Source organism: Streptomyces sp. NPDC030222 (assembly GCF_055573115.1).
This window is the reverse complement of record NZ_JBVICA010000015.1, coordinates 100,942-126,010: the sequence shown is the minus strand read 5'-3', so window position 1 is coordinate 126,010 and position 25,069 is coordinate 100,942. Positions and strand designations below refer to the sequence as shown.

The following is a 25,069-nucleotide window of genomic DNA, read 5'->3' as shown; positions in this document are numbered from 1 at the left end:
TTCCGGCGGGTGGTACGTGCGCTACGCGCGACTCTACGCGCATAGAGGAGAAAAGGGGCGGCCCCTCCACCGGAGCGGAAGGGCCGCGGGGGCCGGGAGCGGACGGGCGCCCGGCCCTGTCGAGGGGTCCTAGGGCAGCCGCTCCGGGCCGAAGGCCTGCGGAAGCATCTCCGAGAGGGGCAGCACCCCGTTCTCCGGTGTCTCCAGCAGCATCTCCGGACCGCCGAACTCGTAGAGCAGCTGACGGCACCGGCCGCACGGCATCAGGATCTCGCCCTTGCCGTCGACGCACGTGAAGTGCGTCAGCCGACCGCCGCCGGTCAGCCGCAGCGCGGAGACCAGACCGCACTCGGCACACAGGCCGAGGCCGTACGAGGCGTTCTCGACATTGCAGCCGGTGACGATCCGGCCGTCGTCGACGCGCGCGGCCGCACCGACCGGGTATCCCGAGTAGGGGGCGTACGCACGGGACATCGCCTCGCGGGCCTCCGCGCGCAGCGCCTCCCAGTCGAACCCGGCGGCCTGGCTCACTTGCCCTGGCCCTTCTTGTACGGCAGACCGTCCGCCTTCGGCGGCCGGAGCCGCTGCGCGGAGAGCGCCAGGACCAGCAGGGTGGTGACGTAAGGCGCGGCGTCCACGAACTGGCTGGGCAGCGCGTCCGTCAGGGCGTACCAGGCGAAGAGCAGCCCGGAGACGCCGAAGCAGACGCCGGCCTGCCAGTGCTTCTTCTTGTAGAGCTGCCAGGCGACGGCGAGCAGCAGCAGGATCGCCAGCAGCAGGAGCATGGCGTGGACGTTCTCGGCACCGCCGCGCAGCTTGAGGCTGTCGGTGAAGCCGAAGAGGCCGGCGCCGAGCGCGAGACCGCCGGGCATCCAGTTACCGAAGATCATCGCGGCGAGACCGATGTAGCCGCGGCCGCCGGTCTGGCCCTCCTGGTAGATGCCGGTCGACACGATGGCGAGGAAGGCACCCGCGAGTCCGGCGAGACCGCCGGAGACGATCACCGCGATGTACTTGTACTTGTAGACGTTCACACCGAGGGTCTCGGCGGCCACCGGGTTCTCACCGCAGGAGCGCAGGCGCAGGCCGAAGCCGGTGCGCCACAGGATCCACCAGGTGGCGGGGAACAGCAGGATGGCGACGACCGTCAGCAGCGACAGGTTGGTCACCAGACCGCCGAGCACGCCGGCCAGGTCGGAGACGAAGAACCAGTGCTTGGCCTGGAGGTCCGCCAGCGCGTCCGACAGCCCGGGAACGGTGATCTCGGTGATCTGGTCGATGCGCGGCGACTGCTTGGAGGAGCCGCCCTCGGCCTGGGCGAAGGTGAAGTTCGACAGGTAGCGGGTGGCGCCGACGGCCAGGATGTTGACGGCGACACCGGACACGATGTGGTTGACGTTGAACGTCACGGTGATGATCGCGTGCAGCAGGCCGCCGAGGCAGCCGCCGACGATGCCCATCACGACACCGGTCCAGGGGCCCCACTGGAAGCCGGCCCAGGCACCGAACCAGGTGCCGAGGATCATCATGCCCTCGAGGCCGATGTTGACGACGCCCGCACGCTCGGCCCAGAGGCCGCCGAGGCCGGCGAGGCCGATCGGGACGGCGAGCTTGAGCGCGCCGGAGACCTGGCCGACGGAGGTGAGGTCGTTCGCCCCGCTGATCATGCGGGTCAGCGAGAACAGGAGCAGTCCGCCCGCGATGATCAGCATGATGACGGGCAGGGTCAGCTTGCGGCTGCCGCCGCCCTTCTTGGGCGCGGCAGACGCAGCCGTAACGGTGCTGGTGGACTCGGTCATGCCGCCACCTCCTCACGGTTCTTCCGGGCGGCGGCGGCGAGTTCCTCGCCGACCTTCTGCTGCTGACGGCGCAGCCCGTACTGGCGGACGAGTTCGTAGGACACGACGACCGAGATCACGATCAGGCCCTGCATGATCGTGGCGATCTCCTTCTCGTAGCCGTGCTGGTCGAGGGAGGCCGATGCCTTGTCCAGGAAGGACATGAGCAGCGCGGCGAAGAAGATGCCGATCGGGTTGTTGCGGCCGAGCAGCGCGATGGTGATGCCCGTGAAGCCGACACCCGTGGGGAAGCTGAGGCTGTAGGTGTGGGTGTCGCCCAGCAGGGTCGGCAGACCGGCCAGGCCGGCCACGGCACCCGAGATCAGCATGGCGGTGAGGACCATCTTCTTGGCGTCGACACCGGAGGCCTGCGCCGCGGTCTCGCTGGCGCCGGTGGCGCGCAGGTCGAAGCCGAAGCGGGTGCGGTTGAGGACGAACCAGTAGACGATGCCCAGGGCGAACGCCACGAAGGTGAAGCCGTAGATCACGCCGCCGTCGCCGGTGTCCAGGCCGGGGAACCAGCCCGACTCGGCGATCTCACCACTGGTGAGGTCGTTCGAGCCCTCGGGCTGCACGCCGAGGTTGGCGGGCAGGATCAGCCAGGCGATCAGGCTGGTGGCGATCGCGTTCAGCATGATCGTGGAGACGACCTCGCTGACGCCGCGGGTGGTCTTGAGGATGCCGGCGATTCCGGCCCAGAACGCGCCGACCAGCATCGCGGTGACGACGATGAGCAGGATGTGCAGCGGGCCGGGCAGCGTCACGGACGCGCCCACCACGGCCGAGAGCATCGCGGCGAGCCGGTACTGGCCGTCGACACCGATGTTGAACAGGTTCATCCGGAAACCGATGGCCACCGCGAGGGCCGCCAGGTAGTACGTGCCGGTCTGGTTGAGGATGAGCACCTGGATGTCGACGTAGCTCGCCGACTCGAACATCAGGGTGAACGGCTCGATCGGGTTGCGGTCGGACGCCAGCAGCACGATGGCGGTCAGCACGAAGGCCACGGCCAGCGCGAGCACCGGACCGGCGATGCCCAGGAGCAGCTTGTCCTTGTCGAATTTCTTCATCGGGCATCACCGTGTTCGGGGCCCTCGGTGGAGCCGTGGTCGTGGGCTTCGAGGTGACCGGTGGCGGCACCGGTCATGGCGGTGCCGAGCTCCTCCGGAGTGATCGTCGCGGGGTCCGCGTCCGCGACCAGGCGGCCGCGGTACATGACGCGCAGGGAGTCGGACAGACCGATCAGCTCGTCGAGGTCGGCGGAGATCAGCAGCACGGCGAGACCCTCGCGGCGGGCCTCCCGGATCTGGTCCCAGATCTGTGCCTGCGCACCGACGTCGACGCCCCGGGTGGGGTGCGCGGCGATGAGGAACTTGGGGTTGTGGCTCATCTCGCGGCCGACGATCAGCTTCTGCTGGTTGCCGCCGGAGAGGGAGGCCGCGGTGACGTCGATGCCGGGGGTGCGGACGTCGTACTCGCGGACGATCCGCTCGGTGTCCTTGCGGGCCGCCTTCGGGTCGAGGATGCCGCGCTTGCTGTTGGGCGCCTCGGTGACGTGGCCGAGGATGCGGTTCTCCCAGAGCGGGGACTCCAGCAGCAGACCGTGCCGGTGGCGGTCCTCCGGGATGTAGCCGATGCCGTCCTCGCGGCGCCTGCGGGTGGGCGCGTGGGAGATGTCGGCACCGTCGAGCGTGATGACACCGGCGTCCGGGTCGCGCATGCCCATCAGGGCCTCGATGAGCTCGGTCTGGCCGTTGCCCTCGACGCCGGCGATGCCCATGACCTCGCCCTTGTGGATGGTGAAGCCGATGCCGCCCAGCACCTCGCGCACCACGCCGTCGGGGTCGGTGGCCGACAGCCGCAGGTCCCGCACCTGGATCATCGGAACGGCCGTGACCGTCGACTCGCGCGTCTCCGGGGACGGCAGCTCGCTGCCGACCATCAGCTCGGCGAGCTGCTTGGGCGTGGTGTTCGCCGGATCGGCGGTGCCCACGGTGGTGCCGCGGCGGATGACGGTGATGTCGTCGGCCACCGACAGGACCTCGCCCAGCTTGTGCGAGATGAAGATGACGGTCAGGCCCTCGGACTTGAGCTCGCGCAGGTTGTCGAAGAGCGCGTCGACCTCCTGCGGGACGAGCACCGCGGTCGGCTCGTCGAGGATCAGGGTCCGGGCACCCCGGTAGAGGACCTTGAGGATCTCCACACGCTGGCGGTCGGCCACGCCCAGCTCCTCGACGAGGGCGTCGGGGCGGATGTTCAGACCGTACGCGTCGGAGATCTCCAGGATCTTCTTACGAGCCTTGGCGCCGATGCCGTGGAGCTTCTCGCCGCCCAGAACGACGTTCTCCAGCACCGTGAGGTTGTCGGCCAGCATGAAGTGCTGGTGGACCATGCCGATGCCACGGGCGATGGCGTCGGCAGGGCTGTGGAAGCTGACCTGTTCACCGTCGATGGTGATGGTGCCCTCGTCCGGCTTCTGCATGCCGTAGAGGATCTTCATCAGGGTGGACTTGCCGGCACCGTTCTCACCGATCAGGGCGTGCACGGTGCCCTTGCGGACGGTGATGTCGATGTCGTGGTTGGCGACGACGCCGGGGAAGCGCTTGGTGATGCCGCGCAGTTCTACTGCGGCAGGAGGGCTGGACGCGTTGATGACGCACTCTCCTTGGCGGGAAGGAGCAGGGGGGCTGGGGAGCGCAGTGCCGGAAGCACTGACGGCAGGGCGGGGCGAAACTATCGCGCCAAGTGGCGGTCTACGCGCGTAGCGCTGCCGAATCGTAAAAGTGTACTGCAGAACGCCTTCCGGGGTCCGGGAGGGTGGCTGCTGCCACGCCCCCGGACCCGCGGACTTCCGTACCGACCTGGCGTGTTACGGCGCGGTCTTGACGGTGATCTTGCCGGAGATGATGTCCTGCTTCGCCTTCTCGACGGCGGCGGTCAGAGCGGCGTTCTTGGTGTACTCGGGGTTCGAGTCGGCCAGGCCGACGCCGTCCTTGTCCAGGCCGTAACGGACCTCACCGGACTGCGGCTTGCCGTCCTTGACCGACTTGATCAGGTTGTAGACCGCGTCGGAGACGTCCTTGGTGACCGAGGTCAGGATCTTGTCCTTGTAGGCGGCCAGACCCTTCTGGCTGTACTGGTCGGAGTCCACACCGATGGCCCACTTGCCGGCCTTCGCGGCGGCCTCGATCGCACCGGAGCCGGCCAGGCCCGCAGCGTGGTAGACCACGTCGGCGCCCTTGTCGAGCTGGCCCTGGGCGGCGGCCTTGCCGAGGTCCGGCTTGGCGAAACCGTCGAAGTTCGGCGGCTGGGTCAGGTACTGGGTGAGCACCTCGGCCTTGGGGTTGGTGTCCTTGACGCCCTGGACGAAGCCCGCCTCGAACTTCTTGATCAGCGGCACCTCGACACCGCCGATGAAGCCGACCTTGTTGGTCTTGGTGGCCTTGGCGGCGGCGACGCCGGCGAGGTAGGAGCCCTGCTCCTCGTTGAACACCATGTTGGCGATGTTCTTACCCTGCACCGAGGTGTCGTCGATGATGCCGAAGGTGGTCTTCGGGAACTTCTCGGCGACCTTCTTGATGGCCGGCGCGTAGGCGAAGCCCACGCCGATCACCGGGTTGTTGCCGGCACGGGCCAGCTCGGTGAGACGCTGGACCTTGTCGGCGTCCGACTCGCCCTCGGACGGCTCGGCTTCGCTGCCCTTGATGCCGAGGTCCTTCTCGGCCTTCTCGAGACCCGCGAAGGCGGCGTCGTTGAACGACTGGTCACCGCGGCCACCGATGTCGTAGGCGATGGCGGCGCTGGCGCCACTGGTCTTCTCCGAGGCACCCTCGGAGGACGTCTTGCCGCCACAAGCGGTGGCGGACAGTGCGAGAGCCGCGGACGCGATGCCCACGGTGGCGATCCTGGTGATCCGGCGCACTGGAAGGCTCCTTTTAAACCTGACCGAAAGCGCCACTTCCGGCGCTGGCTTCGCGGCGATCGTAACGCGCGTAGATGTCAGGTAAAGGCCCCTTCGACAGCTGTTATCGGATCGACGCGAACGAAGGTTTAACTGTCCGATTACTTACGGTGTCCATCGAGGAGAGCGGCCGCCGTGAAGAGCTCGACGCCGACTCGGATGGCCTCTTCGTCGACGTCGAAGTCGCCCCGGTGGAGGTCGAGTTTGACGGCGCTGCCCGGGACCCGGACGCCCAGCCTGGCCATCGCACCGGGCACGTGCTCGAGGTACCAGGAGAAGTCCTCGCCGCCGAGGCTCTGCTCGGTGTCCTCGACCGACGGCTGGCCCCGGCGCGCGACCATGGCCTCGCGGAGCAGTTCGGTGACGGCGGAGTCGTTGACCACCGGAGGGACGCCGCGGACGTAGTTGATCTCCGACTTGGCCCGGTGCAGTGTCGCGATCTCGTCGACGGCCGCGTGGACCAGGTCGGGGGCCTCGCGCCAGGCGACGAGGTCGAGGCAGCGCACGGTGCCGGACAGCTCGGCGTGCTGCGGGATCACGTTGCATGCGTGACCGGACTCGATGCGGCCCCAGGTGACGGCCAGGCCGGCACGGGAGTCGATCCGGCGGGCGAGCAGGGCCGGGACCTCGGTGACCACCTTGGCGGCTGCCGTGACCAGATCGGTCGTCAGGTGCGGCCGCGCGGTGTGGCCGCCGGGCCCGTCGAGGACGATCTCCAGCCGGTCGCAGGCGGAGGTGATGGGACCCGTGCGCAGCCCGATCCGGCCCGAGTCCACGCGGGGGTCGCAGTGCACCGCGATGATCTTGCCGACTCCGTCCAGCACCCCGCACTCGATGGCGTCGGCCGCACCGCCGGGGAGCACCTCCTCGGCGGGCTGGAAGATCAACCGGACCGCGTTGGGCAGCCGGCCATCGCGGTCGAGCGCGGCGAGCACCAGTCCGGCGCCGAGGACGACGGTGGTGTGCACGTCGTGGCCGCAGGCGTGGGCGCGGTCGGGGACCGTCGAGCGGTAGGCGACCCCGGTCTTGGTGTCGGGGATGGGCAGGGCGTCGATGTCCGCGCGCAGCGCCAGCATGGGGCGCTCGCCGTCCCAGGTGCCGACGTCGCAGATGAGGCCGGTCCCGCCGTCCAGCACCCGTGGCTCCAGGCCCGCCGCCGCCAGCCGCGCCTTGATCGCGGCGGTGGTGCGGAACTCCTGGTTGCCCAGTTCCGGGTGCATGTGGAGGTCCCGGCGGAAGGCGATCAGCTCGGTACGCAGCGACTCGGGAAGCGTGCCGTGCAGGGGTTCTTCCCCGGGGAGGTGGGTTTCGGACTCGCGGGACATCAACTGGTTCACCTGTTGAAGGTTAAGCCCCCGGACGGGTCAATTGGCCGCCGATCAACAAAAGTTCAGCCCGATAGGGGAAAGAAAATTGGCCACCCTGCGCATGCGGTCCGTATCCGGTGGGTAAACTCACCCGCTTTGCGCGCCACCCTTCGGGAGCAGTGTGGCGGCCAGACCTGCGACAACGGCGGCGAGACCCGCCTCGAAGCCCGCCTCGTGGTTGCGGAACATCTCCTCGCCGACCGCCGCCGCGGTGGGGTGCTCTTTCAGCCGCTCGGCGCGGGCGGCCAGATCGACCGGACGCTCACCGCCCCACGACTGCTCCTCGGTGACGTACCCGATCGTGTAGCAGTACGCGGTCATCCAGGCCCGCGCGGCGCCGGAGGGGCCGAGGCCGGCGTCGGCGAGCATGCCCAGGTACGCCTCCATGGGGGCTCCGTGGCTGTCATCGGTGAAGTGCGTCCCGCTGTAGACCTTGGCGCCGTCCCGGTAGCGCAGCAGATGCTCGCGCAGGCCGCGCATGGCGGCGGTGAGGGCCTCCCGCCAGTCCTCGGGAGCCGGCTGCAGCATGTCGGCCGTCATCCGGCGCAGCATCTCGGTGGCCATCTCGTCGAGCAGCGCCTGCTTGTCCTCGAAGTGCCAGTAGAGGGCCGGCGCCTTCACGTCCAGCTCCCTGGCGATGGCCCGCAGGGTCAGGCCTTCCAGGCCGACCTCGTTGAGCAGGCGCAGTGCGGTGTCCGCGACCCGGGCGCGGTCGATCTTCGTAGGTGCCACCCGAGAAGTTTAACGCCGTTAAGGGATTGACGGCTTAACGGCGTTAAGGGCATGGTCGAGACATGGCACTTAACAGCGTTAAGCAAAGCCCCGCGCCGGTCGACGTCCTGGTGGTGGGCGCCGGGCCGACCGGTCTCGCTCTCGCCTGCGACCTCGCCCGCCGCGGCGTCACCGCCCTGGCCGTCGAGAAGGCGACCGGGCTCTTCCCCGGCTCCCGGGGCAAGGGCCTCCAACCGCGCACCATGGAGGTCCTCGACGACCTGGGCGTCATCGAGGCGGTACGGGCGGCCGGCGGACCCGCCCCGGTCGGCATGCTCTGGCAGGACGGCGAGCGCCAAGGCGAGCACGACATGTTCGAACGGGCCGCGCCGACCCCCGCCGAGCCGTACGGCGAGCCCTGGATGCTCCCCCAGTGGCGCACCCAGGACATCCTGTTCGCCCGGCTCCGCGAGCTCGGCGGGGACGTCTCCTTCGGCTGCGAGCTGCTGGAGCTCACCCAGGACGCGGAAACGGTGACGGCCCGGCTCGCGGATACGGACGGAGCGGTGCGCGAGGTGCGCGCGCGGTACGCGATAGCGGCGGACGGTGGGCGGAGCACGGTCCGTACGGGTCTGGGGCTCGGCATGACCGGGGAGACGGTCGACCCCTCGCCCATACTGGTCGCCGACGTCCGCGTGTCCGGACTCGACCGGGACAACTGGCACTTCTTCACCGGGCGGGACGGTTACACCGCCCTGTGCCCGCTGCCCGGCACGGACGACTTCCAGCTGATCGCGCAGTTCGTGCACGGCACCCCGGACGTCTCGACCGACGGGGTGCGGCGGCTGGTCGCCGACCGCAGCCATCTCACCGCCGGCCAGGTCGCCGAGGTGCGATGGGCCTCGGACTTCCGGCCGCGCGCGGCCATGGCGGACCGGTTCCGGGACGGCCGGGTGTTCCTCGCCGGCGATGCCGCCCATGTGCACTCACCGGCGGGCGGGCAGGGCCTGAACACCAGCGTCCAGGACGCGTACAACCTCGGCTGGAAGCTCGGCCAGGTGCTGCGCGGCGGCGCTCCCGAGTCCCTGCTCGACTCGTACGAGGAGGAGCGGATGCCGGTCGCCGCGGCGATGCTCGGCCTGTCGACCGCCATCCACCGCGGCGAGGCCCGGCGGGGCCGGCAGACCCGGCAGCTCGGCCTCGGCTACCGGGGCGGTCCGCTCTCCGCGGAGACGCGGCCCGATCTGCCGGAGGGCGCGCTCCGGGCGGGCGACCGTGCACCGGACGGGCCGGACGGGCCCGGCCGGCGGCTGTTCGACGTCTTCCGCGGACCGCACTTCACCCTGCTCGCGGTCGGGACGGACGCGCCCGCCCTCGACGAGGAGAGGGTGCGGGTCCGGGTGCACCGGATCGATGCGTACGAAGCGTACGGGCGGGGGCTTTTCCTGATCCGCCCGGACGGCTACGTCGGCTGGGCGGGCGACGACACCGCGTCCGGTCTGCGGGAGTACCTGGCGGGTGTCATGGGGGCGTGAGACGCATCGGGGGCGCGCGCGTGGGTGCGGGTGCAGAGTGCGTGCGGGGCGTCGGGCACACAGGCCCCGGGACGGAGCCGTGTGAAGTCTGCCGGACACAAGGCCGTCGGATGCAAGCCATCGGACGCAAGGCCGTCGGACCCGAGGAGGGAGGTCGTACCACGCGAGGAGGCACGCGGTGGGAGGTCACGCCGCCGGGACGAGGAGGGGGCGTCACGCGCCCGGATGGGCGTCACCTGGGCCTGCGCACCACCTGACGACGTACTGCGGGCGTCACGCGCGGACGTGCGTCACGCGCTGGCGAGCGACAGCTTCAGCGCGAAGCCGAGGAACAGCGCACCGGCCGCCGAGGTGGCCGCCGCGGAGAGCGTCCTGCGGCGGCGGAACGCGGCAGCCAGGCGGGTCCCGCCGAAGATCAGCACGGACAGGTAGAGGAAGCTGCCCAGCTGCAGCAGCGTGCCCAGGACCAGGAACGAGAGCGCGGGGTAGGCGTAGCCGGGGTCGACGAACTGCACGAAGAACGAGACCAGGAACAGGATCGCCTTCGGGTTGAACAGGCTGATCACGAACGCCCGGCGGAACGGCCGCTCGGCCTCGTCGGACCCTGCGGTGTCCGCCACCACCTCCGCGGCCCTCTCCCGGCGGTTCCGCCACAGGGACCACGCGGCACGGAGCATGCCGACGGCCAGCCAGGTGAGGTAGCCCGCGCCCGCGATCCTGACGATGCCGAAGAGCAGCGCGTTGGTCTGGAGCAAGGAGGCGGCGCCGGCCGCCGACAGCACCATGAGGACGGTGTCACCGCACCACACTCCGGCCGCGGCGGTGTATCCCGCCCGCACCCCGCGCCGGGCGGCGACCGACAGGACGTAGAGCGAGTTCGGCCCGGGCAGCAGGATGATCAGGACGAGGCCCGCGAGATAGGTCGGAAGGTCGGTGACACCCAGCATGCAGCGGAGTGTCGCACAGAGGTACGACACTGCGCCCCGGGCGTCCACCATGCGGTGCCGGGTGCGGGCTGCCGGGTGCCGGCTGCCGGGTCAGAACACGTCTGACGGCTCGTATGTCCCCCACACCTCGCGGAGCGCGTTGCAGACCTCGCCGACGGTGGCCCGGGCCCTGAGCGCGTCCTTCATCGGGTGGAGGACGTTGTCGTCGCCCGCGGCCGCCTTCTTCAGGGCGGCCAGCGCGGCGTCGACGGCCGGCCGGTCGCGCTCGGCGCGCAGCCGGGCCAGGCGTTCGGCCTGCTGGGCCTCGATCGCCGGGTCGACGCGCAGCGGCTCGTAGGGCTCCTCCTCGTCGAGCCGGAAACGGTTGACGCCGACCACGACGCGCTCGCCGCTGTCGGTCTCCTTGGCGATGCGGTAGGCACTGTGCTCGATCTCGCTCTTCTGGAAGCCGCGCTCGATGGCGTTCACGGCGCCGCCCAGGTCCTCGACCCGCGCCATCAGGCCCAGGGCCGCGGCCTCCACCTCGTCGGTCATCCGCTCGACGGCATAGGAACCGGCGAACGGGTCCACAGTGGCCGTGACGTCGGTCTCGTGGGCGAGGACCTGCTGGGTGCGCAGGGCCAGCCGGGCGGACTTGTCGGTGGGCAGCGCGATCGCCTCGTCGAAGGAGTTGGTGTGGAGCGACTGCGTGCCGCCGAGTACCGCCGCGAGGGCCTGGACGGCGACGCGGACCAGATTGACCTCCGGCTGCTGCGCCGTGAGCTGCACCCCCGCGGTCTGGGTGTGGAAGCGCAGCATCATCGACTTGGGGTCCTCCGCGCCGAATTCCTCACGCATGACACGGGCCCAGATCCGGCGCGCGGCACGGAACTTGGCGACCTCCTCCAGGATCGTCGTACGCGCGACGAAGAAGAACGACAGCCGTGGCGCGAACTCGTCGACGTCCATGCCGGCCGCGACGGCGGTACGCACGTACTCGATACCGTCGGCGAGGGTGAACGCGACCTCCTGCGCGGGCGAGGCACCAGCCTCGGCCATGTGGTAGCCGGAGATCGAGATGGTGTTCCACCGGGGGATCTCGGTCCGGCAGTACTTGAAGATGTCCGCGATCAGGCGCAGCGACGGTTTCGGCGGGAAGATGTACGTCCCCCGGGCGATGTACTCCTTGAGGACGTCGTTCTGGATGGTCCCGGTCAGCCGGCCGGCGCCGACTCCCTGCTCCTCCGCGACCAGCTGGTAGAGCAGCAGCAAGACCGCGGCGGGGGCGTTGATGGTCATCGAGGTGGAGACCCTGTCCAGCGGGATCCCGTCGAACAGCACCCTCATGTCGTCGATCGAGTCGATGGCGACGCCGACCTTGCCCACCTCGCCGTGCGCGATCGGCGCGTCGGAGTCATGGCCCATCTGGGTGGGCAGGTCGAAGGCGACGGAGAGCCCCATGGTGCCGTTGGCGATCAGCTGCTTGTAGCGGGCGTTCGACTCGACGGCCGTGCCGAAACCGGCGTATTGGCGCATCGTCCACGGCCGGCCGGTGTACATGGAGGGGTAGACGCCGCGGGTGAAGGGATAGGCCCCCGGCTCACCCAGCTTCTCGGCCGGGTCCCACCCGTCCAGCGCGGGCGGTCCGTAGACCCGCTCGATGGGCAGTCCCGACTCCGATTCGCGCGCCATGTGGTGTGCCTCCCGGTAGAACACCGACTCTTTCCACTGACCGGTACCGACAGACCCACTGACCGTACCGACCGGCTCGACGGCGGACCGCCCAGCGCCGCGCCACGGGCCTCTTCCCCATCATGCGCGGGATTCCGCAACCGGGCGGCCCGGGAATCTGTCCTATCGGACACAGGGGTCGATGGGGGTGGCGATGCACCGGATGTCTGCCGCGAACGGATATGCCGCGCGGGTACCGGCCGTACGGGTACCCGCCGTACAGGGATCAACCGGTCACGGACCGGCCGCACACGCACCGGCCGACCATGCACCGGCCGGGCGCAGACGGACCGTCCGGGTATCCGTCGTCGGCAGGGCGCTGGGCGCGGCGGCGGTCACCGCGGCGGTGTTGGGTTCGACGGCCTGCGGCCCGCAGGGGGCACCGCCCCCGGGCGCGTCGGCGGCCCCCGGGGACGCCAAGCCCGGCGCGGCGCGGCCGGGCGCCACCGCGTCCGCCCCGCCTGCCCCGTCCGCCCCGCCGGCGCCCGTAGCGGCATCGCCCACCCGCCCGGCGTCGCCCACGACGAAGCAGGCGCCCGAGCCGCCGCCCGAGCCCGAGCCCCTGATGGCCGAGGGCTCGCAGGGCGAGCGGGTGCGGGAACTCCAGGCGCGGCTGCGCCAGGGCGGGCACTTCGACCGCAGCCCCACCGGCTACTACGGCACGCTCACCGCCTCCGCCGTCAGGACCTTCCAGGGCGCCCGGGGCCTGCCCCGGACCGGCAGCACGGACGGCGCCACCTGGCAGCGCCTGCTCGCCACGACCCGCAGGCCCACCCGCTCGGAGCTGCATCCGCCGACCACCCGTCCGGTGGCCGCACCGGATCCGCGCTGTATGACCGGCCGGGTGCTGTGCATCAGCAAGACCAGCCGCACCCTCGCCTGGATGATCGACGGCCGCGTCGTCTCGTCGATGGACGTCCGCTTCGGCTCGCAGTACACACCCACCCGCGAGGGGCGGTTCACCGTGTACTGGAAGTCCCGGAACCACGTGTCGACGCTCTACGACACGCCCATGCCGTACGCGATGTTCTTCAGCGGCGGCCAAGCGGTGCACTACTCCGCGGACTTCGCGGCCCGCGGCTACGGCGGCGCCTCGCACGGCTGCGTCAACGTCCGGGACAAGGGGAAGATCGCATCCGTCTTCGCGCAGGTCCGCACCGGCGACGAGGTGGTCGTCTACTGGTGACGCCCCGGCACATCGGCGAGGGAAGCGCGAGAGGGAGAGAGTGAGGGCGCGGGCGGGATCGGGGGAACGTGTCCCGCCCGCGCCGGTGCGCAAAGCCGTAGGTACGGGGGGAACCCCGGCTGCTGCGCCGCCGATGACCAGTCGGCTCACTTATCTCTGCGCCGGGAGGCCGAAAAGTGTCACACCCCCGTGTCACGCCCCTCCGTCACGCCTCTCGCCCACCCGCCGTCACGGTCACCGCGGCGGCCGCGACGTGCCGGTCAGGAGGCGTCGGCGACGGGACGCGGGACGCCTGCGACCGCACGCTCCGCGGTCCGGCCGGAAAGCCCACCGGGCGTCGACGGCATCGCACGGGCGGCGTCCGCCGCCGGGGCCGCGAGCGGGGTGACCACGGCAGGTGCCACAGGGGCGACCACGGGACCGGTGGTCACGGGACTGGTGGTCACGGGACTGGTGGTCACGGGCAGCCACGACGCGGCGAGCGCGGGCGGGGGCGCGGTGCTCCACGGCGCGGCGCCCACGGTACGGCTGCTGTCCTCCGTACCGGAACTGCCGTCCACACTGCTGCTGTCGGCGCCGGGGTCCGTGCCCGAGCCGGGTGACGTTCCGTCGTCGCCCTTTCCGTCGCCGCCGGGGTTCTCGCCCTCGTCCGGTCCGGACCCGGCGTTGTCCGGGGTGCCGTCGTCGGAGGGGTCGTCCTGCCCCCTGCCGTCCTTTTCGAGCACCTGGTCGCAGAACGTCTTGACCTTTCCGGCCCCCGACGCTGCTTCCTCCAGCCGCCGCCTGAGTTCGCCGTCCAGCCATCCGGTGCGGTACGAGCGGCAGGCGTCGACAACCTTGTCATGGTGTTCACGGGACCCGTCGGCACCGTTGACGCCCGGTGCCCAGGGCTCCTGACCGGGGCCCCGGGACGTGCCGGGCGTGGCGGTGGCGTCCGCCGTCGGCTCGGGCGAACGCGCGGGCGAGCCGCCGTCGGAAGGCGAGATGCCCGCGGAATCGCCCCCGGCGTCCGGGAAGGGGGTGCCGTACGCGTCCTGCGACGGCTCGACGGCCGCCACCGACGAGGCGGGCTCGGGTCCGACTCCGAACGGCAGCGGCAGCACACCCGAACCGGCGGCCACGGCGACACCCCCCAGCGCGCATCCGGCCACCGCGGCGGCAAGGGCGAGACGCACCGGCCGCAGACCGAATCCGGAGCGCCGACGGCGGTGGGACGGCGGAGCCGCCGTCTCGGCCCTTCCGAGCCGCGCCTCGCGGAACGCGGCGAGCGCGGCCGCCTCACCCGCGAGTTCTCCGCTGTCGTCGGAGGTGTAGGGGAGAAGGGTCGCGCTGTTCAGCACGGCTGCCAGCCGCTCGGCCCGCACACGGGCGTCTTCGTCGGGCGGCTCGACGGTTTCACCTCTCAGCAGCCGCTCGGCGGCCTCCATGTCAAGCCACTCGTCACGCTCGTCGGCCATCACATGTCCTTCTGCGTCCGCACAAAGGATTGCGTCACACCGGCGGAGGCCGATCCTTTCGAACGCCGCCCCCGTTGCGGCGGAAGGCCGTCCAGTTCGCTCCTGCCGCCGGCCGAGGCGTCGGGTTCTTGTGCGCCGAGCAGTTCGGCGAGTCGTTTCAGCCCGCGGTGCGCGGCCGTACGGACGGCTCCGGGACGCTTGCCCAGGGTCTCGGCGGCGCTCTTCGCGTCCAGCCCGACCACCACGCGCAGGACGACGGCCTCGGCCTGGTCCTGCGGGAGCTGGGCGATCAGGGCGAGGGTCCGGCCGGTGGCGAGGGACTCCATGGCCTCGGCGGCGGTGTCGGCGGGGTCCGCCTTCCCCGCAAGCTCGGTCTCGTCCCCGCCGACCGCGGGACGTCGCCCCCTCATGCGGATGTGGTCCAGCGCGCGGTTACGGGCGATGCGGGCGGCCCAGCCGCGGAACCGGTCCGCGTCACCGCTGAACCGCTGGAGGTCACGGGCGATCTGGAGCCATGCCTCCGAAGCGACGTCCTCCGCCTCCGGCTCACCGACCAGGGTGCGTATGTAGCCCAGGAGCCGTGGATGCACGGCCCGGTACACAGTCCGGAACGCATGCTCGTCCCCGGCCTGCGCCGCGAGCACGGCGGCGGTCAGCTCCGCGTCGTCCCCCAGCAATCTGTACTCGTCCCCTGTCCCGTCACCGCTGGTCATCACCACCGCGCCGCCCTGCGCGGACTTGCACGCTAAAGCCTGGAGCGGGTGTCCGTCCACGTCTTGTACAACCTGCAACTACTTACTGACAGAGCGCGGTGTGACACAAAACGCAGCCGTGGCGCTGAAAGGAGTACGGGGCCGCCACACGGTCCCGACGGATGGCGGCCGGGGCCTCTCCTGTGGGGGGTGGCGGCTCCGGTCGCCCTCCGCCTGGCGCTTCCCGCGGGCCTCGCTGCACCGTCGTTTCCCTCGTCACCGGCCGGACCTCCGGACGCGCTCGTCATCTGCCTCCGGCTACTCCGGAATCTCCGCCCTTGCCGTGCCGGCCGCCGGACACACCCGTGCCCTTCCGCGGGCCCTTCCTGGGCTTCTTCTTACCGTCGCCACCGTCGGCCTTGCCGGTCTTGTCGCGCTTGTCACCTTTGTTGGCGCCCTTGTTGCGGTCCTTGCTCTTCTCGCCCTTGCTTTTCTTGCCCTTCTTTTCGCCGTTCTCGCCCTTGCCGTTCTCGTCGGGCTTGCCGGCCTTGTTTCCCTCACCCTGGTTGTCGCGCTTGTCGGCCTTGCTTCCCCCGCCGTCCTTGTCGTTGTTCCGGTCGCGGGCGTCCTTGCCCTTGCCGTCTTCGTGGTGGTTCCGGTCGCGGGCGTCCTTGCCCGTGCCGTGCTTGGGGTCCCCGCCCTTCTTCGCGTCCTGACCCGTCCCCGCGCCACGGTCCCCGGCCTCCTGCCCAGGGCCGGAGCGGGACCCGGACGGACCGGTGGAACCGCCCGCCCCGGAGGGTCCGGGAGGCGAGGTCACGGACGTTTCGGGCGCCTGAGGGCGGACGTCGCCGCCACCGAAGGGCGACGGAATCGGCAAGGCGCCGCTTCCCGCGGCCACCGCGATCCCGCCCAGCATCACCGTCGCGGCGAAGCCGCCGACCAGCGCCCTCGCCGAACGCAGCCCGGGCCACCAGCCTCTGCCCGGCCGCCAGTCGTCGCGCCGGCGCGGTCTGTGCCGCCGGGCGTGGGCACCCTCGTCGCGGGCCGCGCGGAACGCGGCCACCGCTCGCTCCTCGCGTGCGGGGTCCGGCGTACCCGAGCACACGGCAGCGAGCAGCGCGGCGAGTTCGGGCGTCAGCTCCGGCTCCGGCTCGCCGGTCGTCCGTTCGTGTCGTTTCATGTCTCGTCTCTCAGCGCACGCTGCGGTGCGTTCATCACACCACCGACGCGATCCGAGGCCACTTGCCCGGCCAGTCTCTTGAGCCCCCTGTACACCGCAGTCCTCACCGAGCCTGCTCGTTTGCCCAGCACGCGCGCCGCCGCAGGTCCGTCGAGCCCCACGACCACCCGCAGCATCACGGCCTCCGCCTGGTCCCGCGGCAGGCCGGCTATCAGCGCCAGAGCCTGTTCGGTCGACAGGGTCTCCAGCGCCGCGTCCGCCGTGTCCAGTCCGCCGGGCAGTTCCAGGACGTCCTGTTCCAGCAACGCGGTGCGCGGCCTGCGCCGTTGACGGCGGAGGTGGTCGAGTGCCCGGTGCCGCGCGATGGTCGCGGTCCAGCCTCGGAACCCCGCCCCGTCGCCGCGGAACCGCGCGAGGTCCCTGGCGATCTCCAGCCACGCCTCGGACAGCACGTCCTCCGCGTCCTCACCGACCAGGCCCCGTACGTAGACCAGCAGTCCGGGGTGGACGAGACGGTAGGCGGTCTCGAAACCGTGCTCGTCCCCCTGCTGGGCGCGCTCGACCGCATCGCCGAGCTCTCCGTCGTACGCCTGCGGACGGCGCTGCTCTCCGCCCCTTCTCACACTTCCCTCTTCGTGCCGATCCGGCACCGGCGTCCTGCCCATGCCCCCCGTGGGGCGTCACGCCCCACCCAACTCTGCGCAGACTCTCCTCCGCACGTCCCAGAAATCGTCAACATGGCGCGATTGCAGCGGCATTGCCCGCCGGGAACCCTTCGGAAACCCCATGGTGACACTTCCCGGCCGCCGACCGCTGAGCAGGGCGGGGGCGCCCTCGGATCGCCCACTCGACTTCATCTCGGCACCTCTCGGAGGACGTGTTGAGCCTGTACTTCCATCTGCGGTCGCTCCCGCCCGCCTGGGTGAGCGACGATCCGTTACGGCTCGAAGGAGTCTTCGACGACGGCTGGGGCGCCGTGCGGGTGCTGCGCGAGGCGCGGCTGGCCGATGTGCTCGACAAGGACTTCCTGGACGTCGACCTGCTGTACACCGGCTCCCGGCGCCCCTCGCCCGCGGACGGCCCGCGGACGCTGCCCGTGCTCGGCGGCCGGGTGATCCGTCACCCCGACGAACAGCTCCCGCCGTTCATGGTGCTGGACCCCGACGGAGTCGCACAGGCGGCCGCGTTCCTGTCCGCGGCCTCATTTGAGGCGCTGTGGTCGGCCTCGCGGGACGAACTGACCGCGCCGTACCTCCCGCCGTTCGCCGAGGGCGAGGTCAGGGACCACTTCGCGCGTACCCACCACGGACTCTCGGCGTTCTACGCACGGGCCGCCGGGTCGGGGCACACGGTCGTCAAATGGCTGCTCGCGTGAGCCTGTCGCCCGCGGCCACCGGGAACCGCACCGGCCGCCCACCACGGCCCACGGGCGGCACACCGAAGCGGGCGTCGACGCCTGCGCCGGCGCATGCGTCGGGGACCCCTCGCGAGGCGGCTCACCCCTCGCATATCGCCCTCCCCCGTGAAGCGGCAACCGCATGGGAGGCCGGCGGCCGCCGGGCGCGGGGTGACGTCCGCGCACGAGTCGGAGTCCGTCCGAGAACCGACGTCCGCCCGAGAACCGGCGTCCTCCCGTGGCTCAGCGTTCGGCGGCTCGGGCGCGCCGTGAGACCGCCGCCCGCAGCACCCGCTTGCCCTCGTTCGACAGGTCCAGCGCCACCCGCAGACCGGTGCCCGACTCGTCGCGGAGCATCTCCAGCAGCGCGCCCTGCCGCCTCAGCTCGCCCGCGGTCAGCGGGCCGATGCCATCGGTGTCCCCGCCGCGGTAGGCCGAGATCCGCTCCGGATCGACGGGCGACACGCCGTCGAGGAGCTGATGGACCCCGAGGAGCACGGCCGAGCACTCGTCGGCCCAGACGCGCAGTGCGTCCTCCGAGTAGTGGTCGGGCACGCTCTCGACCATCCGGAGCGCGTGCTCCGCGAGGGCACCCTCAGGGCTCAGCCGCCCCACCCGGATCGCGGCGGCTCGCAGCGCTCCCAGCCACCGTTCACCGCCTTCGACCGCGACCCAGAGGGGCCGCAGAACCGATTCCTCCGCGTCGAGGCCGAGCCCCTCGACGCCTCCGAACAGGGGCAGACAGCGGTCGACACACGACACGGCGCTCGCGGCGAGGGCACGCTCGTCCGCGCGGGCGATCAGTTCCACCAGACTCAGGCTCATGCCCCGTACTGCGTCAAGAGGCGGTTTCTCGTCACAGTCCGAGATGTGTTGATCACAACACCGAGGGCGATCCCGACCCGCCCGCACCCAGCGCGGGCGGGTCGGCCGCGCTCAGCCGAGCCTGTCGGCGAGCGTCGTGAACCGTGCCCATGGACGGGCCGGCGGCCGGGGGTCCCAGAGCTTCTGCGCGGTGGCCCGCAACGGCATCCTGATCCCGTCGGCCACCTGCGCCTCGGTCTGCGCGCCCGCCAGGTCGCTCCACACGGCGAACCGTCCGCCGAGGATCTGGCCGGAATAGCGCGCCGGGACCGCCGTGGAGCCCCGCAGCACCAGCGGGGTCCACTCCTCGTAGATGCGGCGCCCGGTCGGGTAGCGGAACTCATTGGGCTGACCGAGGACGTAGTAGAGATATTCGTCGTTCAGATTGACGAGTTTCCGCCCCTCCCGGAGGTATTCCTCCGGAGGGCGCGCACCGATCTCCCTGCCCGTCCAGTACTCGACCTGGATGCCCTTGTCTGCGCTGACGACCCCGCCGCGGAAGAAGCCGTCGTTCCACGCCTTGGGCTGCTTCCCGGCCGTGCGCACGACGGCCGCGCGGTCGTCCAGCCAGCCGGTCGCCAGGTCCTGGACCCCGGCCTGCGCGCCGTACCGCTCACGGGCGGCCGCGGCCAGCCCGGGGAAGGACACTTCGGGGTTCCGCGCGGTCAGCGCCAGGTACTCGTCGGCACCGACGTGGAAGTACCCGCCGGGGAACAGTGCCGCGTACTCGCGCAGCAGGTCGTCGACGATCCGGGCGGCGGCCGGCTGTGCGATGTCGACGGCGCCGCGCACCGCCCCGCCGTTCGCGTTCCGCAGCTGGAGGCCTGGGTGGGCGCGGATCACCGCGCCCAGGTGGCCCGGCGAGTCGATCTCGGGCACGACGGTGATGTGGAGTCTCGCCGCCAGGGCCAGGATCCGGCGCACCTCGGCCTTGGTGAGGTGCTGGGCGGCGACGACCTCCGGATGGCTGCCGGACTCGATGCGGAAGGCCTGGTCGTCGGAGAAGTGCAGGCCCAGCTGGTTGAGCTTGAGGTCGGCCATCTCGCGCAGCCGGTCCTCGATCCAGCGGGCGGTGTAGTGCTTGCGGGCGATGTCGACGTTGAGGCCGCGCTGAGGGCGGTCGGGGCGGTCGCGGACCGTGCCCTCGGGCACCGAGCCGTCGGCGCGCAGGGCCTGCTTGACGGTACGGGTGCCGTAGAAGACGCCCGCCTCGTCGGGGCCCGATATCCGGACGCGCCCGTCCCGCGCGGTGAGGGTGTAGGACTCCGCCGCGCCGGAGCCGCCGAGCGCCAGCTCTATGTCGCCGGGCCCCGACGCGCCTCCGCGGGCGAAACCGATCCCCAGCTCCCGGGACAGCAGCCTGCCCTCGTCGGCCAGCCGGTCGGCACCAGCGGTCACGACGACCCGGCTGCCGCTCACGGGCTTCCAGCCCGGCCCCCTGGCCGGCTGGTGCTCGCGTACGGAGGGGATGGTGCCGGGGGCCGTCGACAGCGGGTACGTCGGCGAGGGCGTCGGACTCGGCGCGGGGGCGGCCGCCGTGACCTCCGGCGCGGCCGCGGACGGGGCCACGTCCGGCGCGTTCCGGGCGGGGCCGCTCCGCCCGCCGGAGCACGCCGCCAGCCCCAGCGAGGCCACCGCCGTCACGGGGGCCAGCACACCGGCGACGAGACCAGCCCGGAAGTTCCGCATCACTCACCAACGTCGCACGCCGGCCGGACATGTGTCGACCGCGCCGGAAACCCCCGGAGAGGTGTCCGCAACGCCGTCGCCCGACGTCGCACCGTCCCCGCACCGTCCTTGCGCCGCACCCGCACTCGCCCTCGCGTCGCCCGGCGCAACCCTCCGACCGTGACACGCGTCCACCTGGGAGCGGCAGCGGCTCCGTACGGGTGAAATTCGTGCACCCATCGGACGGATCGTCCCGCCACGCCGATAGCGTGACGCCGCAGCCTCCTCCCGTTCCCCGCCCCCCTGGAGTCCACGCTGTCCAGCGACACCCCCGTCCGCCCCGCCATACCGGCGCAGTGCCACGGTCAGGCGGCCGCTTCGGGACTCGCCCGGTTCAACGCGGCACCGGCGGAAGCCGCCGAAGGCGTACTGCTCGCCTGCTGCGGCAGCCGCCGCTGGGCCCACCGGGTGGCGGCACACCGTCCGTACCCCGACGTGGACGCCTTGCTGGCCGCCTCCGACGAGGCGAGCTACGACCTGTCCCCCGCGGACCTCGCCGAGGCTCTCGCCTGCGAGGAGGCGCCCGGCCTCCGTCCCGGTGACCCCCAGACCGCCCACACGGCCCTGCGTGCCGCGCACGCGGCGTACGAGAGCCGGTTCGGGCACGTCTTCGTGATCTGTACCGACGCCTTCCGGCCGGACGAGTACCTGGACGGGGTGCTGGCCGGGATCCGTCGGCGGCTCGCCCACGAGCCGGACGAGGAGCGCGCCGTCTCCGCCGACGAACTGCGCAGGCTGGCGCGCGGCCGGCTGACGCGGTACGTGGCCCGCCCGGTGGACGCCGCGGCGGCGCCGGAGGCGTCCGGAGGGTGTCCGGGGCCCTCAGGAGCAGGCGGCGGTGCGTCCACCGCGGCCCCGGGACCGCGTCGTCCCGATAGCCCGTCCGTGGCTGTTTGATTGCCTGTTTGATCACACCGTCGGACCCCGCGCGAGCGAACCGACAACACGTCGCTACGATGGCCAGGGCCGGTGGACCGTACCCGGCCGGGCCAGACCGACAGAGCTGTCACATTGAGAAGACTGGCGGCCGGCTCCAAATCCCCGCTCTCGGAGGGCTTCCGTGCCGGCTGGAACGCTGTACCGCGGCCGGGAAGGAATGTGGTCGTGGGTGGCTCACCGAGTCACCGGCGTCCTCATCTTCTTCTTCCTGTTCGTACACGTGCTGGACACCGCTCTCGTCCGCGTCTCCCCCGAGGCGTACGACGAGGTCGTAGCAACCTACAAGACGCCGCTCGTCGCGCTGCTGGAATACGGCCTCGTCGCCGCGATCCTCTTCCACGCGCTCAACGGCCTCCGCGTCATCGCCGTGGACTTCTGGGCCAAGGGCCCGCGCTACCAGAAGCAGATGCTGTGGACCGTCATGGGCATCTGGATCGTTCTGATGGCCGGCGCGCTGTACCCGGTCCTCGGCCACGCCGCTCGTGAACTCTTCGGGAGCTGACGCAGATGTCCGCTGACACCACTCCTTCCGCGATCGGCCCGGTCGAGGGCGCGAGCCTTTACGACGTCGACCACCCGGCCCCGTACATCGAGGCCCCCCGCAAGCGCACCTCGAAGACGCCCCGGTCCACCCGGGGCAACTTCGAGATGGCCGCCTGGCTCTTCATGCGGCTCTCCGGCATCGTCCTGGTCGTCCTGGTCATCGGCCACCTGCTGATCCAGCTCGTGCTGGACGGCGGCGTCTCCAAGATCGGCTTCGCGTTCGTGGCCGGCCGCTGGGCCTCCCCGTTCTGGCAGGTCTGGGACCTGCTGATGCTGTGGCTCGCCATGCTGCACGGCGCCAACGGCCTCCGCACGGTCATCAACGACTACGCGGAGCGGGACAACACCCGCTTCTGGCTGAAGATGCTGCTCTACACCGCCACGGTGTTCACCGTCCTGCTGGGCACGCTGGTGATCTTCACCTTCGACCCGAACATCCGCTAGGCCACGGGGCTGAGGTAACCACGTCATGAAGATCCACAAGTACGACACCGTCATCGTGGGCGCCGGCGGCGCCGGCATGCGCGCCGCCATCGAGGCCACCAAGCGCAGCCGCACCGCGGTGCTCACCAAGCTCTACCCGACCCGGTCCCACACGGGCGCCGCGCAGGGCGGCATGGCCGCCGCGCTCGCCAACGTGGAGGAGGACAACTGGGAGTGGCACACCTTCGACACGGTCAAGGGCGGTGACTACCTGGTCGACCAGGACGCCGCCGAGATCCTGGCGAAGGAGGCCATCGACGCCGTCCTCGACCTGGAGAAGATGGGCCTGCCGTTCAACCGGACCCCGGACGGCACCATCGACCAGCGCCGCTTCGGCGGCCACTCCCGCAACCACGGCGAGGCCCCGGTCCGCCGGTCCTGCTACGCCGCGGACCGCACCGGCCACATGATCCTCCAGACGCTGTACCAGAACTGCGTCAAGGAGGGCGTGGAGTTCTTCAACGAGTTCTACGTCCTCGACCAGCTCATCACCGAGGTCGACGGCGTCAGGAAGTCCGCGGGTGTCGTCGCGTACGAGCTGGCCACCGGTGAGATCCACATCTTCCAGGCGAAGGCCGTCGTCTACGCCTCCGGCGGCTGCGGCAAGTTCTTCAAGGTGACGTCGAACGCGCACACGCTGACCGGTGACGGCCAGGCCGCCGTCTACCGGCGCGGTCTGCCGCTGGAGGACATGGAGTTCTTCCAGTTCCACCCGACGGGCATCTGGCGCATGGGCATCCTGCTGACGGAGGGCGCCCGTGGTGAGGGCGGCATCCTCCGCAACAAGGACGGCGAGCGCTTCATGGAGAAGTACGCGCCGGTCATGAAGGACCTCGCGTCCCGTGACGTCGTCTCCCGCTCCATCTACACGGAGATCCGCGAGGGCCGCGGCTGCGGTCCCGAGGGCGACCACGTCTACCTGGACCTGACGCACCTCCCGCCGGAGCAGCTGGACGCCAAGCTGCCCGACATCACGGAGTTCGCGCGCACGTACCTCGGCATCGAGCCCTACACGGACCCGATCCCGATCCAGCCGACCGCGCACTACGCCATGGGCGGCATCCCGACCAACGTCGAGGGCGAGGTCCTCGCCGACAACACGATGGTGGTCCCGGGCCTGTACGCCGCGGGCGAGGTCGCCTGCGTCTCCGTGCACGGCGCCAACCGTCTGGGCACCAACTCGCTGCTCGACATCAACGTGTTCGGGCGTCGCGCCGGCATCGCCGCCGCCGAGTACTCCGCCAAGAACGACTACGTCGAGCTGCCGGAGGACCCGGCGCAGCTCGTCGTCGACCAGGTCGAGCAGCTCCGCACCTCCACCGGCAACGAGCGGGTCGCGGACCTCCGCAAGGAGCTCCAGGAGACCATGGACGCCAACGTCATGGTGTTCCGCACCGAGCAGACGATCAAGACGGCCGTCGAGAAGATCGCCGAGCTGCGCGAGCGCTACAAGAACGTGGCGATCCAGGACAAGGGCAAGCGGTTCAACACGGACCTGCTGGAGGCCATCGAGCTGGGCAACCTGCTCGACCTGGCCGAGGTCATGGCCGTCTCCGCCCTGGCCCGCAAGGAGTCCCGCGGCGGCCACTACCGCGAGGACTACCCGAACCGCGACGACGTCAACTTCATGCGCCACACCATGGCGTACCGCGAGGTCGGCGACGACGGCACCGAGACCGTCCGTCTCGACTACAAGCCGGTCGTCCAGACCCGCTACCAGCCGATGGAGCGTAAGTACTGATGGCTACTCCGACCCTGGACAAGGTCGAGGCGGAGGCCTCCGCCTCCCCGTACATCACGGTCACCTTCAGGATCCGCCGGTTCAACCCGGAGGTCTCCGACGAGGCCTCCTGGCAGGACTTCCAGGTGGAGATCGACCCGAAGGAGCGCGTGCTCGACGGTCTCCACAAGATCAAGTGGGACCTGGACGGCACGCTCACCTTCCGCCGCTCCTGCGCGCACGGCATCTGCGGCTCCGACGCGATGCGGATCAACGGCAAGAACAGGCTCGCCTGCAAGACGCTGATCAAGGACATCAACCCGGAGAAGCCCATCACGGTCGAGGCCATCAAGGGCCTGACGGTCCTCAAGGACCTGGTCGTGGACATGGAGCCGTTCTTCCAGGCGTACCGCGACGTCATGCCGTTCCTCATCACCACCGGGAACGAGCCGACCCGCGAGCGCCGGCAGTCCGCGGAGGACCGCGAGCGTTTCGACGACACCACCAAGTGCATCCTGTGCGCCGCGTGCACGTCGTCCTGCCCGGTCTTCTGGAACGACGGCCAGTACTTCGGCCCGGCCGCGATCGTGAACGCGCACCGCTTCATCTTCGACAGCCGTGACGAGGGCGGCGAGCAGCGCCTGGAGATCCTCAACGACAAGGACGGCGTGTGGCGTTGCCGCACGACCTTCAACTGCACGGACGCCTGCCCGCGCGGTATCGAGGTCACCAAGGCGATCCAGGAAGTGAAGCGCGCGCTGATCACCCGCCGCTTCTGATCCTCGCCCAGCGCCTGCACGAGGGCCCCC

At 70.9% G+C, this 25,069-nt stretch carries 22 protein-coding genes and 1 pseudogene; 8 read left to right on the top strand and 15 right to left on the bottom strand.

Annotation, left to right across the window (positions count from 1 at the left end):
• Positions 1–129: 129 nt before the first annotated feature.
• The 7 genes from ACZ4Z5_RS22005 to ACZ4Z5_RS21975 all read right to left on the bottom strand — a co-directional run bounded on the left by ACZ4Z5_RS22005 (position 130) and on the right by ACZ4Z5_RS21975 (position 7,898).
• Positions 130–531: a cytidine deaminase gene (locus tag ACZ4Z5_RS22005; RefSeq protein WP_468265246.1), complete on the bottom strand. Its 402-nt coding sequence runs from the start codon at positions 529–531 to the stop codon at positions 130–132.
• Complete coding sequence (locus ACZ4Z5_RS22000) at positions 528–1,799, bottom strand: ABC transporter permease (RefSeq protein ID WP_468265244.1); 1,272 nt, start codon at positions 1,797–1,799, stop codon at positions 528–530. Before ACZ4Z5_RS22000 ends, ACZ4Z5_RS22005 begins: the two co-directional genes overlap by 4 nt.
• The gene (locus ACZ4Z5_RS21995; protein ID WP_468265242.1) at positions 1,796–2,908 is read right to left on the bottom strand and encodes an ABC transporter permease; all 1,113 of its coding nucleotides are present in this window, start codon (positions 2,906–2,908) and stop codon (positions 1,796–1,798) included. The genes ACZ4Z5_RS22000 and ACZ4Z5_RS21995 overlap by 4 nt, the downstream gene beginning before the upstream one ends.
• Positions 2,905–4,491, bottom strand: a complete 1,587-nt coding sequence (locus ACZ4Z5_RS21990) for an ABC transporter ATP-binding protein (RefSeq protein WP_468265387.1) — start codon at positions 4,489–4,491, stop codon at positions 2,905–2,907. Before ACZ4Z5_RS21990 ends, ACZ4Z5_RS21995 begins: the two co-directional genes overlap by 4 nt.
• A 216-nt stretch (positions 4,492–4,707) precedes the next feature.
• Positions 4,708–5,760 (bottom strand): BMP family lipoprotein, encoded by a 1,053-nt coding sequence (locus ACZ4Z5_RS21985; RefSeq protein WP_468265240.1) that lies wholly within the window; start codon positions 5,758–5,760, stop codon positions 4,708–4,710.
• Positions 5,761–5,900: 140 nt separating this feature from the next.
• Positions 5,901–7,124 (bottom strand): amidohydrolase, encoded by a 1,224-nt coding sequence (locus tag ACZ4Z5_RS21980; protein WP_468265385.1) that lies wholly within the window; start codon positions 7,122–7,124, stop codon positions 5,901–5,903.
• A 129-nt stretch (positions 7,125–7,253) separates the two neighbouring features.
• Positions 7,254–7,898 (bottom strand): TetR/AcrR family transcriptional regulator C-terminal domain-containing protein, encoded by a 645-nt coding sequence (locus ACZ4Z5_RS21975; protein WP_468265238.1) that lies wholly within the window; start codon positions 7,896–7,898, stop codon positions 7,254–7,256.
• A gap of 62 nt (positions 7,899–7,960) precedes the next feature.
• Between ACZ4Z5_RS21975 and ACZ4Z5_RS21970 the strand changes: the two genes are divergently transcribed.
• Positions 7,961–9,412, top strand: a complete 1,452-nt coding sequence (locus ACZ4Z5_RS21970) for an FAD-dependent oxidoreductase (protein WP_468265236.1) — start codon at positions 7,961–7,963, stop codon at positions 9,410–9,412.
• Positions 9,413–9,702: 290 nt separating this feature from the next.
• Here ACZ4Z5_RS21970 and leuE read toward each other — a convergent pair whose 3' ends face one another.
• On the bottom strand, positions 9,703–10,359 hold the full coding sequence (gene leuE / locus ACZ4Z5_RS21965; RefSeq protein ID WP_468265234.1) for a leucine efflux protein LeuE: 657 nt from the start codon (positions 10,357–10,359) through the stop codon (positions 9,703–9,705).
• 90 nt (positions 10,360–10,449) lie between these two features.
• A complete protein-coding gene (locus ACZ4Z5_RS21960) occupies positions 10,450–12,030 on the bottom strand; it encodes an acyl-CoA mutase large subunit family protein (RefSeq protein ID WP_468265233.1) in 1,581 nt (526 codons plus the stop codon).
• Positions 12,031–12,232: 202 nt separating this feature from the next.
• Between ACZ4Z5_RS21960 and ACZ4Z5_RS21955 the strand changes: the two genes are divergently transcribed.
• Positions 12,233–13,255, top strand: coding sequence for a L,D-transpeptidase family protein (locus ACZ4Z5_RS21955; protein WP_468265383.1), 1,023 nt, complete (start codon positions 12,233–12,235; stop codon positions 13,253–13,255).
• A gap of 260 nt (positions 13,256–13,515) precedes the next feature.
• Here the strand turns inward: ACZ4Z5_RS21955 and ACZ4Z5_RS21950 are convergent, their stop codons facing one another.
• From ACZ4Z5_RS21950 to ACZ4Z5_RS21935, 4 genes are all read right to left on the bottom strand, one after another.
• Positions 13,516–14,712, bottom strand: coding sequence for a hypothetical protein (locus tag ACZ4Z5_RS21950; protein WP_468265231.1), 1,197 nt, complete (start codon positions 14,710–14,712; stop codon positions 13,516–13,518).
• Positions 14,712–15,389 carry an RNA polymerase sigma factor gene (locus ACZ4Z5_RS21945; RefSeq protein ID WP_468265381.1) on the bottom strand — a complete coding sequence of 226 codons (678 nt, stop codon included), beginning with the start codon at positions 15,387–15,389 and terminating at the stop codon, positions 14,712–14,714. Before ACZ4Z5_RS21945 ends, ACZ4Z5_RS21950 begins: the two co-directional genes overlap by 1 nt.
• 319 nt (positions 15,390–15,708) lie before the next feature.
• Positions 15,709–16,587 carry a hypothetical protein gene (locus ACZ4Z5_RS21940; protein ID WP_468265229.1) on the bottom strand — a complete coding sequence of 293 codons (879 nt, stop codon included), beginning with the start codon at positions 16,585–16,587 and terminating at the stop codon, positions 15,709–15,711.
• Positions 16,584–17,210: an RNA polymerase sigma factor gene (locus ACZ4Z5_RS21935; RefSeq protein WP_468265227.1), complete on the bottom strand. Its 627-nt coding sequence runs from the start codon at positions 17,208–17,210 to the stop codon at positions 16,584–16,586. Before ACZ4Z5_RS21935 ends, ACZ4Z5_RS21940 begins: the two co-directional genes overlap by 4 nt.
• Positions 17,211–17,467: 257 nt before the next feature.
• Between ACZ4Z5_RS21935 and ACZ4Z5_RS21930 the strand changes: the two genes are divergently transcribed.
• A complete protein-coding gene (locus ACZ4Z5_RS21930; RefSeq protein WP_468265225.1) occupies positions 17,468–17,962 on the top strand; it encodes a DUF1877 family protein in 495 nt (164 codons plus the stop codon).
• A gap of 264 nt (positions 17,963–18,226) precedes the next feature.
• Here the strand turns inward: ACZ4Z5_RS21930 and ACZ4Z5_RS21925 are convergent, their stop codons facing one another.
• Both ACZ4Z5_RS21925 and ACZ4Z5_RS21920 read right to left on the bottom strand, forming a co-directional pair.
• On the bottom strand, positions 18,227–18,808 hold the full coding sequence (locus ACZ4Z5_RS21925; RefSeq protein WP_468265223.1) for a hypothetical protein: 582 nt from the start codon (positions 18,806–18,808) through the stop codon (positions 18,227–18,229).
• A gap of 111 nt (positions 18,809–18,919) precedes the next feature.
• Positions 18,920–20,536: a beta-N-acetylhexosaminidase gene (locus ACZ4Z5_RS21920; protein WP_468265221.1), complete on the bottom strand. Its 1,617-nt coding sequence runs from the start codon at positions 20,534–20,536 to the stop codon at positions 18,920–18,922.
• 324 nt (positions 20,537–20,860) lie between these two features.
• Here ACZ4Z5_RS21920 and ACZ4Z5_RS21915 point away from each other — a divergent pair, with 324 nt between their 5' ends.
• The 5 genes and pseudogenes from ACZ4Z5_RS21915 (at position 20,861) to ACZ4Z5_RS21895 (ending at position 25,039) form a co-directional block, all read left to right on the top strand.
• Positions 20,861–21,472, top strand: coding sequence for a 2-oxo-4-hydroxy-4-carboxy-5-ureidoimidazoline decarboxylase (locus ACZ4Z5_RS21915; protein ID WP_468265379.1), 612 nt, complete (start codon positions 20,861–20,863; stop codon positions 21,470–21,472).
• A 157-nt stretch (positions 21,473–21,629) separates the two neighbouring features.
• Positions 21,630–22,016 (top strand): annotated as a pseudogene (gene sdhC, locus ACZ4Z5_RS21910) (succinate dehydrogenase, cytochrome b556 subunit); the annotation flags it as partial.
• Positions 22,017–22,021: 5 nt separating this feature from the next.
• Positions 22,022–22,501, top strand: coding sequence for a succinate dehydrogenase hydrophobic membrane anchor subunit (locus ACZ4Z5_RS21905; RefSeq protein ID WP_468265219.1), 480 nt, complete (start codon positions 22,022–22,024; stop codon positions 22,499–22,501).
• A gap of 25 nt (positions 22,502–22,526) precedes the next feature.
• Positions 22,527–24,281, top strand: a complete 1,755-nt coding sequence (gene sdhA / locus ACZ4Z5_RS21900; RefSeq protein WP_468265217.1) for a succinate dehydrogenase flavoprotein subunit — start codon at positions 22,527–22,529, stop codon at positions 24,279–24,281.
• Positions 24,281–25,039, top strand: coding sequence for a succinate dehydrogenase iron-sulfur subunit (locus ACZ4Z5_RS21895; protein WP_468265215.1), 759 nt, complete (start codon positions 24,281–24,283; stop codon positions 25,037–25,039). The genes sdhA and ACZ4Z5_RS21895 overlap by 1 nt, the downstream gene beginning before the upstream one ends.
• Positions 25,040–25,069: the final 30 nt, after the last annotated feature.